The sequence below is a fragment of the Vibrio sp. 1557 genome (genome assembly GCF_033340175.1).
Lineage (GTDB): Bacteria > Pseudomonadota > Gammaproteobacteria > Enterobacterales > Vibrionaceae > Vibrio > Vibrio alginolyticus.
The window spans coordinates 51,096-68,722 of the sequence record NZ_JAWOVZ010000005.1 but is presented as its reverse complement, the minus strand read 5'-3'; the positions used below and the strand labels follow the sequence as shown (position 1 = coordinate 68,722).

The 17,627-nt window shown below is 43.7% G+C and carries 13 protein-coding genes; 9 read left to right on the top strand and 4 right to left on the bottom strand.

The annotated features are described in order from the left end of the window. Positions 1-51: 51 nt before the first annotated feature. The 4 genes from R7070_RS08920 to R7070_RS08905 all read left to right on the top strand — a co-directional run bounded on the left by R7070_RS08920 (position 52) and on the right by R7070_RS08905 (position 6,858). Positions 52-1,020 carry a siderophore ABC transporter substrate-binding protein gene (locus R7070_RS08920; protein ID WP_104976460.1) on the top strand — a complete coding sequence of 323 codons (969 nt, stop codon included), beginning with the start codon at positions 52-54 and terminating at the stop codon, positions 1,018-1,020. 94 nt (positions 1,021-1,114) lie between these two features. Further along, a complete protein-coding gene (locus tag R7070_RS08915) occupies positions 1,115-3,295 on the top strand; it encodes a TonB-dependent receptor (protein WP_104976459.1) in 2,181 nt (726 codons plus the stop codon). A gap of 264 nt (positions 3,296-3,559) precedes the next feature. Further along, positions 3,560-5,170 (top strand): ATP-binding cassette domain-containing protein, encoded by a 1,611-nt coding sequence (locus tag R7070_RS08910; protein ID WP_005375287.1) that lies wholly within the window; start codon positions 3,560-3,562, stop codon positions 5,168-5,170. Next, the gene (locus R7070_RS08905; RefSeq protein WP_017821247.1) at positions 5,167-6,858 is read left to right on the top strand and encodes an ABC transporter ATP-binding protein; all 1,692 of its coding nucleotides are present in this window, start codon (positions 5,167-5,169) and stop codon (positions 6,856-6,858) included. The genes R7070_RS08910 and R7070_RS08905 overlap by 4 nt, the downstream gene beginning before the upstream one ends. A 203-nt stretch (positions 6,859-7,061) precedes the next feature. Here the strand turns inward: R7070_RS08905 and R7070_RS08900 are convergent, their stop codons facing one another. Continuing rightward, entirely contained in the window at positions 7,062-7,850 is a 789-nt protein-coding gene (locus R7070_RS08900) for an AraC family transcriptional regulator (protein WP_005385013.1), read from the bottom strand. A gap of 98 nt (positions 7,851-7,948) precedes the next feature. Between R7070_RS08900 and R7070_RS08895 the strand changes: the two genes are divergently transcribed. The 3 genes from R7070_RS08895 (at position 7,949) to R7070_RS08885 (ending at position 9,902) form a co-directional block, all read left to right on the top strand. Beyond that, positions 7,949-8,854, top strand: a complete 906-nt coding sequence (locus tag R7070_RS08895) for a DMT family transporter (RefSeq protein ID WP_085569343.1) — start codon at positions 7,949-7,951, stop codon at positions 8,852-8,854. 145 nt (positions 8,855-8,999) lie between these two features. Next, positions 9,000-9,485: an acyl-CoA thioesterase gene (locus R7070_RS08890; protein WP_005375279.1), complete on the top strand. Its 486-nt coding sequence runs from the start codon at positions 9,000-9,002 to the stop codon at positions 9,483-9,485. 171 nt (positions 9,486-9,656) lie between these two features. Then, a complete protein-coding gene (locus R7070_RS08885) occupies positions 9,657-9,902 on the top strand; it encodes a hypothetical protein (RefSeq protein WP_005375277.1) in 246 nt (81 codons plus the stop codon). A gap of 367 nt (positions 9,903-10,269) precedes the next feature. Here the strand turns inward: R7070_RS08885 and malG are convergent, their stop codons facing one another. The 3 genes from malG to malE form a co-directional block, all read right to left on the bottom strand. Next, a complete protein-coding gene (gene malG, locus R7070_RS08880; protein ID WP_005375275.1) occupies positions 10,270-11,160 on the bottom strand; it encodes a maltose ABC transporter permease MalG in 891 nt (296 codons plus the stop codon). Positions 11,161-11,172: 12 nt separating this feature from the next. After that, positions 11,173-12,747 carry a maltose ABC transporter permease MalF gene (gene malF / locus R7070_RS08875; RefSeq protein ID WP_005375273.1) on the bottom strand — a complete coding sequence of 525 codons (1,575 nt, stop codon included), beginning with the start codon at positions 12,745-12,747 and terminating at the stop codon, positions 11,173-11,175. A gap of 79 nt (positions 12,748-12,826) precedes the next feature. Beyond that, on the bottom strand, positions 12,827-14,005 hold the full coding sequence (malE, locus tag R7070_RS08870) for a maltose/maltodextrin ABC transporter substrate-binding protein MalE (RefSeq protein WP_318141185.1): 1,179 nt from the start codon (positions 14,003-14,005) through the stop codon (positions 12,827-12,829). Positions 14,006-14,677: 672 nt separating this feature from the next. On the opposite strand from malE, the gene malK reads away from it, so the two are divergent. Then, positions 14,678-15,796 carry a maltose/maltodextrin ABC transporter ATP-binding protein MalK gene (malK, locus tag R7070_RS08865; RefSeq protein WP_005375271.1) on the top strand — a complete coding sequence of 373 codons (1,119 nt, stop codon included), beginning with the start codon at positions 14,678-14,680 and terminating at the stop codon, positions 15,794-15,796. 423 nt (positions 15,797-16,219) lie between these two features. After that, positions 16,220-17,620 (top strand): undecaprenyl-phosphate glucose phosphotransferase, encoded by a 1,401-nt coding sequence (locus tag R7070_RS08860; protein WP_042521578.1) that lies wholly within the window; start codon positions 16,220-16,222, stop codon positions 17,618-17,620. The last annotated feature ends 7 nt before the right edge of the window (positions 17,621-17,627 follow it).

The window sequence follows — 17,627 nt, the reverse complement described above, 5'->3', positions numbered from 1 at the left end:
ACTGTTACTCGCCTGTTTAAAGACAACTCACTGACAAAAAGGAAATACCCCATGTTTAAGAGCCCCCTACGTTTGAGTATCGCGCTTGCTTGCTGCGCTCTAGGAACCTTATCAGGTTGCGAGCCGGAAATAATTAAAATTGAAGATACTCAGCCATTAGAAAAGCTCATCGTGATTGAACACAATCTCGGAGCAACTACTATTTCTCATCGCCCTCAACGAGTGGCAGCATTAGATATGAACGAAGTGGACTTTTTAGATCAGCTAAATGTTCCAATCTCAGGAATGGTGAAAGACTTTGTTCCTCACTTTCTAGCGAAATACAAAGACACACCTGAGATAGCGGATCTTGGTGCGATAGTTCAGCCTAATATGGAAAGGATCTATGCCCTAAAACCAGATCTCGTATTGATGACTCCGCTACATGCTAATCAGTATGAAGAACTCTCTCAACTCGCTCCGACTTTACATTTTGACATCAACTACCGTAATAGTCGTGACCATCACGTCGATACCATTAAGAAACACCTTGTAGAGCTTGGTGAGATCTTTGAAAAGCAGGAGCTAGCCCAACAGAAAGTTGCCGAAATCGATGCAAAAGTCGCAGAAGTGCGCGCTGTTACGAAAGAGCGTTCTGAAAAAGCTTTGGTTGTCATGCATAACAATGGTGCTTTCAGCTCATTTGGCGTTGAGTCTCGTTATGGCTTCGTTTTCGATGTTCTGGGGGTAAAACCAGCGAGTGAAAAAGTGGAGACAGGTTTGCATGGTCAGCCAATTTCTAGCGAGTTCATTAGCCAAGCTGATCCAGACATTCTTTACATCATTGATCGAACAGCAGTAATGGAAGGAAAGCCTGTCATTGATGCGGAACACTTAGCAAACCCACTACTCCGTCAAACCAAAGCATGGAAAAACGACAACGTCGTTTTTGTTGATGCCGATGCTTGGTACATCACTTCAGCAAGCATCACATCTCTGAAAATCATAATTGAAGACATCCTAAAAGGTTACCAAAGCTAAATCTAATAACAATGAGTTGGATCTTAAGTAATTCAACACTCAATCGACGTCAGAACGGATGTGAGCTAGCCCAAACAAAGAAAAGGAATCTATAATGACTCATGACTATCATCAGATAGCGATGGACTCTTCACAGAAAAACAAACCAAGCCCATGTCATATCGCCCTCTTTATTTCACTTCAATTTAGTACTTTTGTCGTACCAATTAGTATCGCTCAAGCTGAAGAAGTCGTAGATGAATCAATGACAGTTTATGGTGAAGCAAACAGAGTTTATGCCGCTGGCAAAGTTTCTCACGCGAGTAATATAGGAATGCTTGGCGACAAAAACTTCATGGAAACGCCTTTCAATACGATTGGATACACAGAAAAACACATTCAAGACCAACAAGCACGCGATATCTCAGATGTAATCTCAGCTTCTGATCCCTCTGTTTTCACCAGCGGTGAAACCGGCTTAAACAAAGAAAGTTTCAAAATAAGAGGTTTCAACTCAGACATTAGCGACGTTATGTTTAATGGATTGTATGGTATCGCTCCTTATTACCGAACCTCTCCTGAAATGTATCAACGTATTGATGTACTTAAAGGTCCTGCTTCTTTGCTCAACGGTATGCCACCGAATGGATCTGTTGGTGGCACCATCAACTTAGTGACAAAAAGAGCACAAGAAACACCAATCACATCTTTCACCGGCAGCTACTTATCGGACACTCAATTCGGAGGACATATCGATATTGGACGTCGCTTTGGTACAAATGAAGAATTTGGTATTCGTTTCAACGGTGCATTTAAAGATGGAGACACCGCTATAAACAACCAAAGCAACAAAACTCAACTTGCATCATTAAGCCTTGATTGGCGTAATGACATTGCTTTCCTTGAAGCAGATTTTTACTACAGTACAGAGCGAGTTGAAGGTGCAAACCGTGGGTTAAGCATCGCTTCTGGTCTCAAAATCCCATCACCTCCTCCATCTGACACATTATTGACGCCAAGTTGGGCCTACAATGATAGCGAAGATAAAGGGATGATGATTCGCGGGGAGCTAAGCGTTAGTGACTCTGTAACTGTATACAGCGCATTGGGTGGTAGCCGTACAGATTTTCATTCAAATGTACCGCAACGAATCAAAATCATCGATAACGAGGGTAACCTAGAGGTATCTCTCGGATCAGTTAAGCTTGAGAACAAACGGACTTCAGGTGAGATAGGTGTTCGTAGCAACTTTGACACTGGCCCAGTAGAACACCACCTTGTACTGAATAGTACTTACTTTAGAGAAGATAAAAATGATTCTCCAACAGGTAATAATAATCCAGCCCCTTGGAACTCGAATATTTATGATCCTGTTTGGGGACCAGAAAATTCAGTTTACGACAACTACTATGGTTTACCTATCGATTCAACTCAGGTCAGCTATGGCATTGCCGATACGTTATCTTTTGTTGATGGGAAATACCAAATCACGCTCGGCTTGCGTTACCAGAGCATTGATTATGAATCTGGAATAATAATGAACGGAATGTCGCTTCCTACCACCAAGTTTAAGGAAAGTACTTACACTCCCGCACTTGCAGCATTATACAAAGTTTCGAGCTCAGTTTCGCTTTATGGTAACTACACCGAAGGCTTAACGAATGGGAAAACAGCAGGCTCTAGCGCTGCAAACGCAGGAGAGGCTTTTGAACCCCAAAAAACCAAACAGACTGAAGCAGGCGTGAAGCTTGACCTGGACGGCTTTGCTCATACGTTCAGTTTATTTGAGATTAAAAAGCCAAATGGGTACCAAGATCCGGATACCAACATTTTTTCTTTCGGTGGTGAACAGCGCAATCGCGGTATTGAATGGGGGTTCTACGGCACACTATCAAAGGACTATACACTCATCGGTGGTATCGCCTATACAGATGCAGAGATTACAAAAGCAACAGATGTGACAGAGGAGGGGAAACAAGCAACTAAGCTACCCGATTTACAAGCTAAACTCGCATTAGAATGGAACCTCCCTGCGATGCGTGATCTCACGCTTATCGGCCAAGCGAACTATATGTCTGAACAATACATTGATGCACAAAACACTCAGGCATTACCTGCACAGACTATTCTTGATCTTGGCGCACGCTACAACTCAAATATTGCTGAAACAAGCGTGGTTTGGCGCCTTAGCGTAAACAATGTACTGGATGAAGATTACTGGACAACCACCCACTATGCGGACCTAGCTCTTGGCGCACCACGTACAGTGATGCTGTCAGCTACTGCGGATTTCTAATCCCTCCACCTCCCCTTTAGCCTGCCTTCTAAGGGGGACTTACTCCCATTTGGCTGTTCATGAAAATTCACAACAAATCAAAGGAAGTACTCATCTTCAACATTCAAGCAGACAAAGAGCTCGCAACACCTACGGCCAAAGTTAATTCAAAACATAATCCATCAACGTCCACTTCCATAGGCTTTATATGAAAAACGATAAGAGCTCAATATGCTCTACCACGTTCTCCTTATTTTCGCTTGATAGGCTAGATAAGGTGACAATATGATAAGTAAAATCAGCCAACATTACGTTACGCCTAGCTTAATGCCAGCCTTAAAGCCATCGATTAAGAAGCTTGCTTTGGGAACGTTTTGTGAAGCACTTGCCGCTGTGGCAAAAGTTGGTGCACTGCTATGCTTGATAAACCTTATCGATAAATTTGCAAACCAATGGATTTACGGTGCCATAGGACTTTGGGCGGCTAGCGCACTTGCCTCATCAGTGGGCTCGTGGTTAGTTCATGATGCCGAGTCGCAGTTTTCCACTCGATTACGTCGCCAAGTTGCTCAGCACTTGACGCGCTTGCCAAGCAAGACCATCTCTCAATATGGTGATAATCAACTGCGTCGCATAGTTTCCGAAGACATCAGCACGCTTCACCACATGGTTGCGCATTTGCCTTCAGAACTCGTGACATTCATTGTCGTACCCGCAACTTCTATTTTTATCATGTTGAATCTCACAGGTCCGGTAGCGATGCTTACTCTGCTCCCTGGTCTAATTGCATCATTGTACTACCTACTCTTTTTACCTAGGTTCGCCGCTAAACATGGCAAAGAGCGCATGACAATAATGGGTGATATCGTTACCGCAGTAAACGACTACACAAGAGGTATCCGAGTAAATCGAATTTACGGCACGCAAGCAGGAGCACTCGACAGCTATAATGATGCCACAAGACGCTTTACTCACGGCATAGTGAAATGGGTTGGTAGCGTTGCCCTTCCAGCAGCAATTGCTACCGCATTACTTCAAGCGGTTTCGACTTTCGCAATGGCCTATACCATTGGCTATGAATTAAGTCCCGTGGCAATGGCGTCGCTATTCTTTTTTGGTTTGGCCGTCGTATCACCCGCACTGAAGCTTGGCCATGGATTGGACTACGTTAACGCAGGAAAGAATGCTGCAAAGAACATCAGCGACTTTTTACAGCAACCACAAATAGAAAGTGGCAGTTTGAGCGCGGGAGAAAAACCGCTATCACTACAAGCATCAAATATCGTAGTGGCTAATGGAACCGTTAATATTATTGATAACTTCTCCCACTACTTCCCACGGGGTTCATTTACAGCCATCATGGGGCCTAGCGGAGCAGGCAAAAGTACGTTACTACGTCTATTAGCAGGTCAAGAAACACCTCTTTCAGGCTTCGTTACCTTAGGAGGCAATCAACTGTCTAAACTCTCTGAGATATCCCGATACTCCGCCATACGCTATGTACCCCAAGATATCGGTGTACTCAAAACTACCATTAGGCAGAATTTGAAACTATCAACGCCAAGTTCAAGTGACGACGAGCTGAACCAAGCTTTGCAACAAGCTCAATTAAAGATTGACCTCAATTCTGATGCAAGCGTGCTTTCAGGAGGCGAGCAACAACGTGTCGCAATAGCTAACACATTTCTAACTCAAGCCAACGTTCTATTACTGGATGAACCAACCAGTGCTCTCGATAAAAATACGGCCTTCACTGTGATCAGAAATCTCGCGAAGTTTGCGAAAACACAAGACAAGATATTGATCATAATTACTCACGACTCAGAACTCGCGAAACTTGCAGACACTACATTGATGCTCAACAGAAAGGCTCAACGACAGGATGAAGAAGTATGACGGCTCACAATACCCTCTATTCCAATTCGACAATTCCACAAAGTGCAAAGCACCGTCTATATCGAGTCGCTATAGGTTGGGGACTAGTTGCATTATTTGAGGCAACGGCTTACACATTTCTTGCAATATCTATTGTCGAACAAGCTTCACCATTGAACGTCATAATAGCTGCTGTTCTAACTGTGATAGTTACCGTTATTGTAACTCGTTCTGGATTTCTCTCTGGTGCGAAACTGGCTGGGGATCTTTATTCATCAGTAGGTCATTCGCTCAGTAAAGCAAAGTTAGCTTGGTTTAATGATCAGCATAGAACTCAGCTCACTCAACTAGCAGAACGAGGAATACCTGGCTTTATGGCCATTCCTGCTCATCAGCTACAAACATTTTTGCACGCTCCAATGTTACCCATATTTTTAATTATCGGTATTGGGGTCGTTGGAGGAGGTGAAATTGCACTACTCAGTGCCGTATTGTTACTAGTTGCACTGCTCGTTCAGTACAAGGCGCAAAGATACCTAAGTCGCTCAGATAGCGACCGACATGACGCAGAGCTTCAAGCGACTAAATCAACACTTGAGCTCATAGATCACCTTGAGTTACTTCGCTCAACAGCGGGGCCTGAGCGCTCAATCGAGCGTATTGAACAGAGTTGGCACGCACAAGAAGAAGCTCATTCAACTATTAATCGTAACGCTTCTATCGCAACCTTAGTATCAGGATTGGCAACGATTTTACCCCTTGCAGGTATCGCCATCTATCTCGTCTTAGAGCCGATTACTCAACCCTTATTAGCCTTGGCTTTATTGATATTGATTACCCGTGCAGCTGCACCTTTGGGTGAACTCGCGTTGGCAGGCTTTGCGATTAACGACGTAAAATCCTCAATTAAAAATTACGCTCAGTTAACGAATGTCCCTGTTCTGCCTGAGCCTAATCCTCAATTTGCAACCTCCCCCAAAAACCATAAGTTCGAACTGAACCTTGTGGGCCATTTAGATCTCTTTGAAGATGCTAGCACGGAGATCAAACAAGGTGATACCGTCGTCATCAATGGAGTCAGTGGCAGTGGGAAAAGCACTTTACTGGGCCTGTTTCTAAGGTTTGATGATCCTGACCAAGGTCTTATTTCGCTCGGAGGGATAGATCTAAAGAATATCCCTTATGACGTGCTCACCCAGCATATAGCCTATGTTGCTCAGGAACCGGTCATTTTTACTGGCACATTGGCGGATAACATTCGGTTAGGTAATCCCAATGCAAGTGATTATGAAGTTGAGAGCTTTGCAAGACACGCACAATTGGACAAACTTATTGACTCATCTCCTAAAGGAATACATCAAACAGTAGGACAAAGAGGCTCAGGGTTGTCAGGAGGTGAAAGACAGAGAGTTGCAATTGCGCGAGCTCTCATTAAAAAGGCGCCAATCCTCATTTTCGACGAAGCGACGGCAGCATTAGACGAAGCAACCGAAAAAAGTATTGCTCAACATATTCAAACATTGAACTCGACCGTGATTATTGTGACGCATCGCGATCAGAATATATGGTCACCCACATTGGAACTCACGATTGAGGGTAGAAGAGTTATAGTTGCACAGTACAACTCTACTTCCTTGAAAAGTAGGGACAAATTGGCGGCTGAAGAAACTAATAACAATCAATACTTAAATCTAAGCGGTGTCAATTGAGTTTTTTGTCACTTTAGCACATTGTATCATCTAAAGAATCTTACAGGCATGTTGTAAAGCAATAATAATAAAGCGAATTCTCAAGGTTATAATTCTGACTCAATCTGACACAAGATAGACGTAGGTCTTTCCAATACCATCAGCTTTTCGAGTCGGTCATCATACAGCGCATTGTCAATTTTTTTAAAATAGACTCTACACTTTTACAACAATCGATTCTTGTATTGCTCCGGTGTCATGCCGGAGTATTTCTTGAACATCGCGATAAAAGGGCTGGCTTGGTTATAACCTAACGTCAGAGCGACTTCTTTTACGGTCTGCCCTTTACGCAGCAACTCCATAGAATGCAAATAACGTACACGTAAGCGCCACTCAGTAAAGCTCATTCCTAATTCACTCTGGCAATGTCTCGCTAACGTGCGTTCTGTGGTATGCACTTTTGCCGCCCACTCCGCCAAACTGATCTCATCCGTCGGCGATTCTTCTACTGCTTTTAAAATCGGTTCAAGATACTTATTGTCGGTAGTCGGTAAAAAGTGATGTTCGACTTCTTGCTTTGCAAGCTGGTCCAATAACACTTGTACCAAGCGCTTGTCTTCATCAGTTTGCGCCACATTAATGTCTCGCTGACGAAAGTCCTCAATAATAGATGACACGATTGGAGTCACTTTGATCAAGCTCGTTTTGGTAGGAAAATGCGCTGTCAATTCAGGGGCAATGTTCAAAGAACAATATTCGATTGGCTTACGGTTGTAGCTAGTGTGACGAATTCCGGCGGGAACCCAAATAGCAAGATGTGGAGGTGCTAGAAATCTTGTGTCTTCTGCATCCATCTCCAGAATCCCACCGCTGATCAGTTGCACTTGCCCCCAAGGGTGGCTATGAATTCGTGTTTCTGTATTAGAGAGAAACGCTTCGAAATTCATAAATACATCTGATGGCGCACGATCGATTGATAAGGAGGGGTGAAGATTTCTGGCGCTCTTTTTCAAAATTGTCTTCCTATCGCTTACGATGTCTTTTAAGAGATACTTTTTATTATAAAGACCTGCCAGACTAGCGCCATCAATAATTGTGCTATAGGGTTCTCATGATTTATTTACTTCCGTTTTTCACCGTTATGATTTGGGGTGGTAACTCAATTGTGAACAAGATGGCTGCGAGCGCCATTGAACCAAGTGCGATGAGTTTCTACCGTTGGTTTGTCGCAATGGTACTCCTAACGCCATTTTGCCTGCCTGCAATCATCAAACAACGACACATTATTCGACCTTACTTAGCTAAGTTGGCGTTTCTTGCGTTACTTGGTATGGTTCTCAACCAGTCACTTGGATACTATGCCGGTTTAACAACAACGGCCTCTAATATGGCCCTGATCACCTCTTTAGTTCCTTTGATCAGTGTGTTTTTAAGTGTCCCATTGCTCGGTAAATCTATATCAATGTTAAGTATCGTCGGTGGTGTCATTTCGCTCGGCGGCTTAGCATTTATGCTTGGTCACGGTGATATCACTTACTTTTTACATCAAGACTTAACGCAAGGTGACAGCTTAATGCTCGTTGCTGCCATGGTATACGCGGCTTATTGTGTTCTGCTAAAACGCTGGAAAATGCCATTCAGTAGTTTGACTCTGGTTTACATGCAGGGCTTCTTTTCTGTTTTGATGCTCACACCACTTTGGCTCTCTAGTGAGCAACTGTTACCAAGCCAAGACGCGCTACCATTAATCGCTTATGCTGGTATTGCTGCTTCCATTTTCGCGCCGCTGATGTGGGTCAAAGCGATTGATTCAATTGGTGCTGATTCAAGTGCTATGTTCATGAACCTAATGCCTGTGGTTTCCGTCATACTTGCTTCAACACTAATTGGTGAGAAAATTTACACTTACCACATTATTGGTGGGTTGTTAGTCATCTCTGGCGTTATCTTGTCGCAAATAAAAGTAAGACAGAGAAAACCATTGTCCAATTCTGAGATTGCCTCTACCGCCAATTAACATCTACACCCCAAGCCACAGAACTACGCTGTGGCTTGTCACTTCCAGCGTTCGAATAAAAGTTAATATTTTGTTTCATTCGCTATTCCCGAAAATTCATCTTGCTGCTAAATTGGGAAAACAATAACCCATCAAGGAAAGACAGATGAGCAGTGGTCAAAGAGACATTACCCTTCGCTTTTTAGCAGAACCCAGCGACGTAAATTTTGGCGGAAAAGTGCACGGCGGCGCCGTAATGAAATGGATCGACTTGGCAGCATACGCCTGCTCTGCAGCGTGGAGTGGTAAATATTGCATTACCGCATATGCTGGCGGCATTCGGTTTGTTGCGCCGATTCATGTCGGCAACTTAGTCGAAGTTAGCGCGAAAGTCATTTATACCGGACGAAGCTCAATGCACATTGCGATTGACGTGCAAGCTAGTGATCCAAAGCAAATGAAAAACAGACTCACCACTCACTGTATCGTTATCATGGTTGCTGTAGATGAAAACGGAAAACCAACCGATGTACCGAAATGGATTCCAGAGTCAGATGAAGACAAAGCCTTAGAGCAATCCGCTATCCGTCTTATGAACATGCGTAAAGAGATTGGGGAAGAAATGGAAGCACACGTTAAATATCTCAAGTAACTGGCATCCGTTAAGAACGCTATTAAGTACCTCAACGTTACCTAGACCCAGAGTGTGGAGCAACATCATGGTTTTGCCATTTGTTTCACGCTCGCCCTTCTCTGTCATAAATCCTTCACCTAGCTTTGCTTAAATCCATCCATTATTTTAGAGTTGGATAGAGTTTGGATCTTGAGACTAAAAGAAACGACCTTAAGTGAAGAGACGTTGACCAATTTAAAAGCGGTCGAGTACCAGTGGGTGAGAACCATGTACGTCGAGGGGTATAACGAAACAGAAATTAATCATTACATTCAAACTTGCTTTGGCGGTGACGTTACCTTTGCTAATCTATTTCGTCGCGTCGCACTGCAGCAAGAAAGTTTGTACACGCTGCTTCAATACGTTGGATGCGCACCTTCCAGCCGAGAGTTTTAATCTCTTCCTTCCCTACCTCAATTTAGCTTTTTACTAAGCTCTAGTTATTTATGTGAAGTGCTACGCAGGGCATTATTCAAGCCCTGTGTAATCCATTGCAAAGCCGCTAATCTCTATCTACTTATTGCACAATTGCCTTTAACAGGCATAAAAAAACCTGAGTCTAAACTCAGGTTATGGTTACAAAAACTGTTAGTGATTGAATCGTAAGGAACTAAGCTAACAGCCAGCTATGCGTAACGCCAATAAAAGCCAAGATATTACTGATCGGCGGCCAAACCAAAATTGTAATATCCGCGCTAAGTATAAGGGCGACCATGTGGTCGCCCTTTTCTAGTTATTCTTATCAATCTCAGACCACAAGAGATTATCCTTTCACACCACCAGCGGTTAGACCACCAACCAACCAGCGCTGCGCAAGTAAGAATACGGCAGTGATTGGCACTGCTGAAAGTACAGCAGCTGCGGCAAAGTCACCCCACAAGTAGTTTTGTGGATATAGGTATTGCTGCATACCCACTGCAAGTGTGTATGAGTCTACATCAGAAAGCAGTAGTGATGCTACAGGAACTTCACCAATTACCATGATGAACGACAAGATGAAGACTACCGCTAGGATTGGCACAGACAGTGGCAGCAATACCAAACGGAATGCTTGCCATGGTGTAGCACCATCAAGAGCCGCTGCTTCTTCTAGAGACGAGTCAATACTTTCGAAGTAGCCTTTAATGGTCCAAACGTGCAGTGCGATACCGCCTAAGTAAGCGAAGATCAGACCGCCATGCGTGTTCAGACCAAGGAAAGGAATGTACTGACCCAGTTTGTCGAACAACGCGTACAGAGCAACCAGTGCCAACACCGCAGGGAACATCTGGAAGATCATCATCGCTTTAAGAATGGTGTTCTTACCTTTGAACTTCATACGAGCAAACGCGTAAGCCGATGTGGTTGATAGCGCCACGATTAGGATTGCAGAAATACCACCCACTTTTACCGAGTTCCACAACCATGTCATTACTGGGAATGGTGGCGGTGTAACTGTACCGTCTGGATTAGTCACCGAGAAACCTAATGCCAATTTCCAGTGATCAAGTGTTGGGTTGTCTGGGATCAGGCTACCCGTTGCAAAGTTACCTTCACGGAATGAAATCGCGATGATCATCAGTAAAGGGAAAATAATCAGTGCCAAGAATGCCCACATTGCAATATGAGTAGCCCAAACACGATACTTTAATGACTTACCTTGTACCATTGCCATTGTAATTTCTCCTTAGTCCTGAGCTACTTTAGTTACACGTAGGTTGATAAGTGCCAATGCGCCAACCAATAGGAAGATAAGCGTTGCTACCGCACTTGCTAGACCGAAGTCTTGACCACCAGCACCTTCGAATGCGATTCGGTAGGTGTAACTTACTAGCAGGTCGGTGTAACCCGCAGGCTCTGATGTACCAATCATGTTTGGACCACCGCCAGTCAACAACTGGATAAGTACGAAGTTGTTGAAGTTAAATGCAAAACTCGCGATCAACAATGGTGTTAACGGCTTCAACATCATTGGTAGTGTGATACGTGTGAAGTTCGTGACAAAGTTCGCACCATCAATTGCTGATGCTTCATATAAATCGTCTGGAATCGCTTTTAGTAAGCCCATACACAAAATCATCATGTAAGGGAAACCAAGCCAAGTGTTAACAATTAAGATCATGGTTTTCGCCATGAACGGATCAGAGAACCAAGCCGGGCTAATGCCGAATAAGCCTTCCAACAACATGTTGATCTCACCAAAGCTTTGGTTAAACAAACCTTTAAAGATCAAGATAGAAATAAACGCCGGAACTGCATAAGGCAGGATTAGCAACAAACGGTAAACTGAGCGACCTTTAAGTGCTTCCCACTGAACCACACTGGCAAGGACAAGACCAATAACAAGCGTAAATAATACGGTTAGCGCAGAGAAAACAATGGTCCAGATAAAGATACTGATAAACGGCTCTTTGATACCATCATCTTTCCAAACACGCTCAAAGTTGTGGGTACCAATGTTCACCACGAAACCTGGTGACACTGTGCTACCAACAAATTGACCGTTTTCATCGACAGGCTGGTAGTAACCTACTTCCATATTTGGACGTAGCGTTTCTTCAGTCCGGTTGTTGTAAAGCGTTTCACCATCTTCTTGTAATGTGTACAAAGGTACAACTGCAGCAAATTTGCGCAGCCCACTCATGCGGATATCATCACCACTTGGCAAATGTAAATCGACACTGCTCAACGCACTGCGGTTCTTAACAATCGCCTTGATTGATTCTTTTTCACCCGTTACTTCTTCAATTGGTGAAAGATCAAACTCCGATGCTGAAAGGTTATCAAGCTGAAAAGTCGGGCTTGCAAGTAGCTCACCATCTTTTTCAACCACAAGTTGATGGCCTTGCTCCGTTTTATACAAAGTGAACGGGTAGCTATCACCACTTTGGTAAGTTCGGTCCAAAAGTACGTTCTGAGCGCGATCAAAAGAGAGTTGGTTTTTCGCGCTATAGTTGGTAAACGCCAAACCTATGGTGTACGCCAAAGGAAAAAGAATGAAAAGGATCATCCCTGCTATACCAGGGTAGATGTAACGGTGTGCGTACGTCTTTTTACTACCAAAGATGAACAACGCTAAAGCGGTAAGAATGAGCGTAAGTAGTGCAAACGCAATCTCACCGCGAGAATACATAAGGATTGTTGCGTAGCCATTGATGATGCCGACTGTGCCTAAAAGTGACCATTTCATGAACACTTTTTTGCTGCTCGGAAGGCTGGCTTCTGGTGCTGTCATAGCATTTGTACCTTGAACTGACTGCATAGGGAACCTGCTAGCGAATATAGAATAAATATAGAAAAGTAAGGAGGAGTTGCCTCCTCCTTAAAAAGGTCTTACTTAATTATTTAGTCATTTGTTTTTCTGCATCTGCAAGAGCTGCTTCGACAGTTTGACGACCATCAACTACGTTGATGATTGCGTTCTTAGCCGCACCCCAGAATGCGTTCATTTGAGGGATATTTGGCATGATTTCGCCGTTCATCGCATTGTCCATTGTTGCTGCGATACGAGTATCTGAATCTAGCTCACGTTGGAACGAGTTAAGTGCTACCGCACCTAGAGGCTTATCGTTGTTAACCATACGTAGGCCATCGTTTGTTAGTAGGTAGTTCTCAATGAACTCAACTGCTAGATCTTTGTTTGGAGACGCAGTGCTGATACCAGCCGTTAGAACACCAACGAATGGCTTAGAAGATTGACCTTGGAACTTAGGTAGCGTAGTCACGCCGTAGTTAACGCCAGACTTCTCAATGTTGCCCCAAGACCATGGACCGTTGATCGTCATCGCTGTTTTGCCTTGGTTGAACGCAGACTCAGACACTGAGTAATCCATATCCGCAGAGATTACGCCTTTGTCAACTAAGCCTTTTACGAAGCTCATTGCGTCTTTAACGCCTTCTTTCGCGATACCTGCGTCTTTAACATCGTAACCTTCAGAAGTGTATTTAAACGCGTAGCCGCCATCAGCAGCCATTAGTGGCCAAGTGAAGTACGGTTCTTTTAGGTTCCACATGATTGCAGACTTGCCGTCTTTTTTAAGTTTTGCATCTAATGCTGCAACCTCTTCCCAAGACTTTGGTGGGTTTGGAACTAGGTCTTTGTTGTAGATTAGAGATAGAGACTCAACCGCAACTGGATAGCCGATCAATTTGCCGTCGTAACGTACTGCATCCCAAGCGAAATCAACGATACCTTCTTGAATATTCTTAGAAGGTTTAATTTCTGCTAGCAGGCCAGCTTCTGCGTAACCACCGAAACGGTCGTGAGCCCAGAATACGATATCAGGACCGTCGCCAGTCGCTGCAGTTTGAGGGAATTTGTCTTGAAGGCCATCTGGGTGAGCCACAGTCACTTTAATGCCTGTGTCTTCTTCAAATTTCTTACCAACTTCAGCAAGGCCGTTGTAGCCTTTATCACCGTTGATCCAGATAGTAAGTTGTCCTTCTTCGATGGCAGCATTAGCACCAAAAGAACCCAAAGCAACAAGAGTACCTAGTGCTACAGCGCTTAACTTTTTCATGTTCGTATCCTTTTTATATTTTTGATGTAGGGCTAGTCCATTGAGGTTCAGCCGTATTTCGACATATATCATCTGAAATAATCCAATATGTCTCATCCTCCTAATCCCTACGCCCTTACAATTATGACGTATTTTCGTGATCTAAATCGCCAAGGGTAAGAGACTCAAATCACAAAATGGACAGTTCCTGTGATCGGTTTCAACTTTAGGTGGTGCAATAATGTGATTTCCGACCAACTGCTTTCTTCCTCCTCCTTTTTTACTCCTCCCTTTCTACTCCCCCTACAATTATTTCTATTAGGAGGATGTCGCACTACGCACAATCTTAGAAACTGCAGTCATCCAAGAGTGGATGGTAAGAACCCTTTCCCAGCAGTGCCTACGTATTAGGAAAAAGATTTGCTGGTTTTGCATTGCCAGACGAGTGGAATGTCATTATTAGTGTTGTTTGTGGTAATTATTTCACGGGGGAGACAATACGAATAATGTGGGGGAGAGAAACTCGTACTTGGCTATGATGGGTAGCACTTCTATTCAGGACATTTTATTGAAGTGCTACCCTACTTTTCTTACCAACCGCAAGAACTTACCGATTCCTACTGTTACTGCTCGCTAGATAATTCATATAATGATGAGCGGTGAATAATAAAAAATTGATCGAGGACGAGCTACATGGCGAGTGTCACGTTAAAAAATGTTTGTAAAGCGTATGGCGACGTACTGATTTCTAAGAACGTAGACCTAACAATCAACGAAGGTGAATTTGTTGTTTTCGTAGGTCCATCAGGTTGTGGTAAATCTACCCTTTTACGTTGTATTGCCGGTCTTGAAGACATTACTTCAGGTGATTTGTATATTGGTGACCAGCGCATGAATGACGTCGAACCATCCAAACGTGGTGTTGGTATGGTATTCCAGTCTTACGCTCTTTACCCGCACCTTAACTTATATGACAACATGTCATTTGGCTTGAAACTAGCAAAAGCAGACAAAGCAGAAATCGACAAGCGTGTTGAACAAGCAGCAGAAATCCTACAACTAGGCCACTTGCTTGAGCGCCAACCAAAAGCACTTTCTGGTGGACAGCGTCAACGTGTGGCGATTGGCCGAACATTGGTATCGCAGCCAAATGTATTCCTTCTAGACGAGCCACTATCAAACTTGGATGCGGCACTGCGTGTAAACATGCGTGCACAAATCACGAAACTTCAGCGCCAACTTGGTTGTACCATGATCTACGTAACGCACGATCAGGTAGAAGCGATGACAATGGCAGATAAAATCGTTGTACTAGACGGCGGTTATGTATCGCAAGTTGGTAAGCCGCTTGAGCTTTACCATTACCCACAAAACCGCTTTGTAGCTGGCTTTATCGGTTCTCCGAAAATGAACTTCATGAGCGTATTCATTGATGAAGTAGAAGCAGAGCGCGTCAAAGTTCAACTATCTAACGGCGTATCTTTCTGGATTCCGGTGGATGGTACAACAGTTAACCGCGGCGACCGAATGTCTTTAGGCATTCGCCCTGAGCACCTATTATCCGCTTCTGAAGCCGATGCAAGTATTCACGGTGAAGTGATGATTGTTGAGAAGCTAGGTAACGAAACTCAAGTATACCTAAATCTAGAAGGCGCGGACGCCGACGTTATTTTCCGTCAGCCTGACACACTTGCAGTCGACACTGGCGATAAAATCGAGATCGGTATTCCAGCTCATCGTTGTCACCTGTTCCACAGTGATGGTCGCGCATGCCGCCGCCTATACAAAGAAAACGGCGTAGAAGTCGAATAGTTCATTCGTCCTTACTCAAAAAAATCCCTCTCACTTGAGAGGGATTTTTTTATCTTAATAAATATCAGCAATTCGATACTAAATCATTAATCGTTAACGAATCAAATCACCCGTTTCTTCTACCCTCACATAAACCATTGTCTTTGTACTGATACTTCATTTTTAATACTTTTCCTCATTCCTCATAAGTAAGTACCAGCTTTTTCCTAACCCGCCAAACTTAGCCAAAGGGCTAAATATCATTCTTATTTCCACTTACCTCAACAACGCAAATTTTTACACTTATCAACGAAATTACACGTGACAAAAAAACTCAGTAGCATTCAACAGAATGCTCTGTGCACCAACTACTAATAACGTTCACGACACGGCAATTGGGGAAGACACCCAAGGGCGGTAGCGTGTCAGAAGGGAAACTGAGTCATGAAACAAAAAGGACTTATCCGCTCTCATGAGATGGAGTTCGCTTTTTTATATCGCATCTCAGATCTTGCTGTCATCGTCTCTTTTATGCTGCTTTTAGTGTTCAAAGACATGAATACTGCGATGGGGAAAGATTACGTCATATTGGCTTTCGTTGGAGGCATCTCCTTTCTATTTATGGCAGAAAGCGGCAATCTGTATCGCTCTTGGCGAACCAGTTCGTTTAAAGAGCAGATGTTTATTGTCTGTGTTGCTTGGGCGGTGACTTCTGCACTTATCTTTGTTGTGCTGTATTTTTCTGAAGTCCATACCTTATTTGATAACACAATTTTAGCGCTGTGGTTTGCGATTACGCCCGCTCTGCTTTTGGCATGGCGAGTAACATTCCGTACCGGATTAGCCTATTTGAGAAAAAAAGGATTCAACACTCGCACTGCAATCATCATCGGCCAAACTCCTCACGGCATTACCCTAGCTAACGAAATTCAAAACCACACAGAACACGGCGTGCTTTTTGATGGCTTTTACGACGAACGATCTTCCGACAGATTGCCAAATTCTGATTATCCTATTAAAGGAGCTGTTGACCACGCCCTTGAGCGAGCTAAAAAAGGGGAAGTAGATTACGTCTATATCGCGATGCCAATGCACGCAAAAGAGCGCATTGCGTCACTTCTTAACCAATTCTCAGATACCACCGCAAATACGTATCTGATTCCCGACTTCTTCACTTATAACCTTTTACATTCTCGTTGGGCGCAGATCGGCCAAGTTCAAACACTAAGTGTCTTTGATACACCTTTTGCTGGAATTTCTTCTTGGGTAAAACGGTTTGAAGACATCTTGTTTTCGAGCATTATTTTGGTCTTAATCGCCCCTATTCTATTCGTCATTGCGATTGGCATTAAGGCAACTTCTAAAGGCCCTGTCATCTTTAAACAACATCGTTACGGTCTTGATGGACGCAAGATTGAAGTCTGGAAGTTCCGTTCAATGACAACCATGGATCAAGGTTCCAACGTGAAACAGGCGACAAAGAACGATCCTCGTATTACGCCTTTTGGCGGATTTCTGCGTCGCACTTCTTTGGACGAACTACCTCAATTTATCAATGTACTGCAAGGGACCATGTCTATTGTCGGCCCACGCCCTCATGCCGTGGCACACAATGAAGAATACCGTCAGATCGTGGATCGCTACATGCTACGTCACAAAGTAAAACCAGGCATTACTGGCTGGGCACAGATTAATGGTTATCGCGGCGAAACCGACACCTTAGAAAAAATGGAAAAGAGAGTCGAGTTTGATTTGGATTACATCCACCATTGGTCGGTTTGGATGGACATCAAAATCATCTTTATGACCGTTTTCAAAGGCTTCACTGGTGCTAACGCTTACTAAGGTTGAG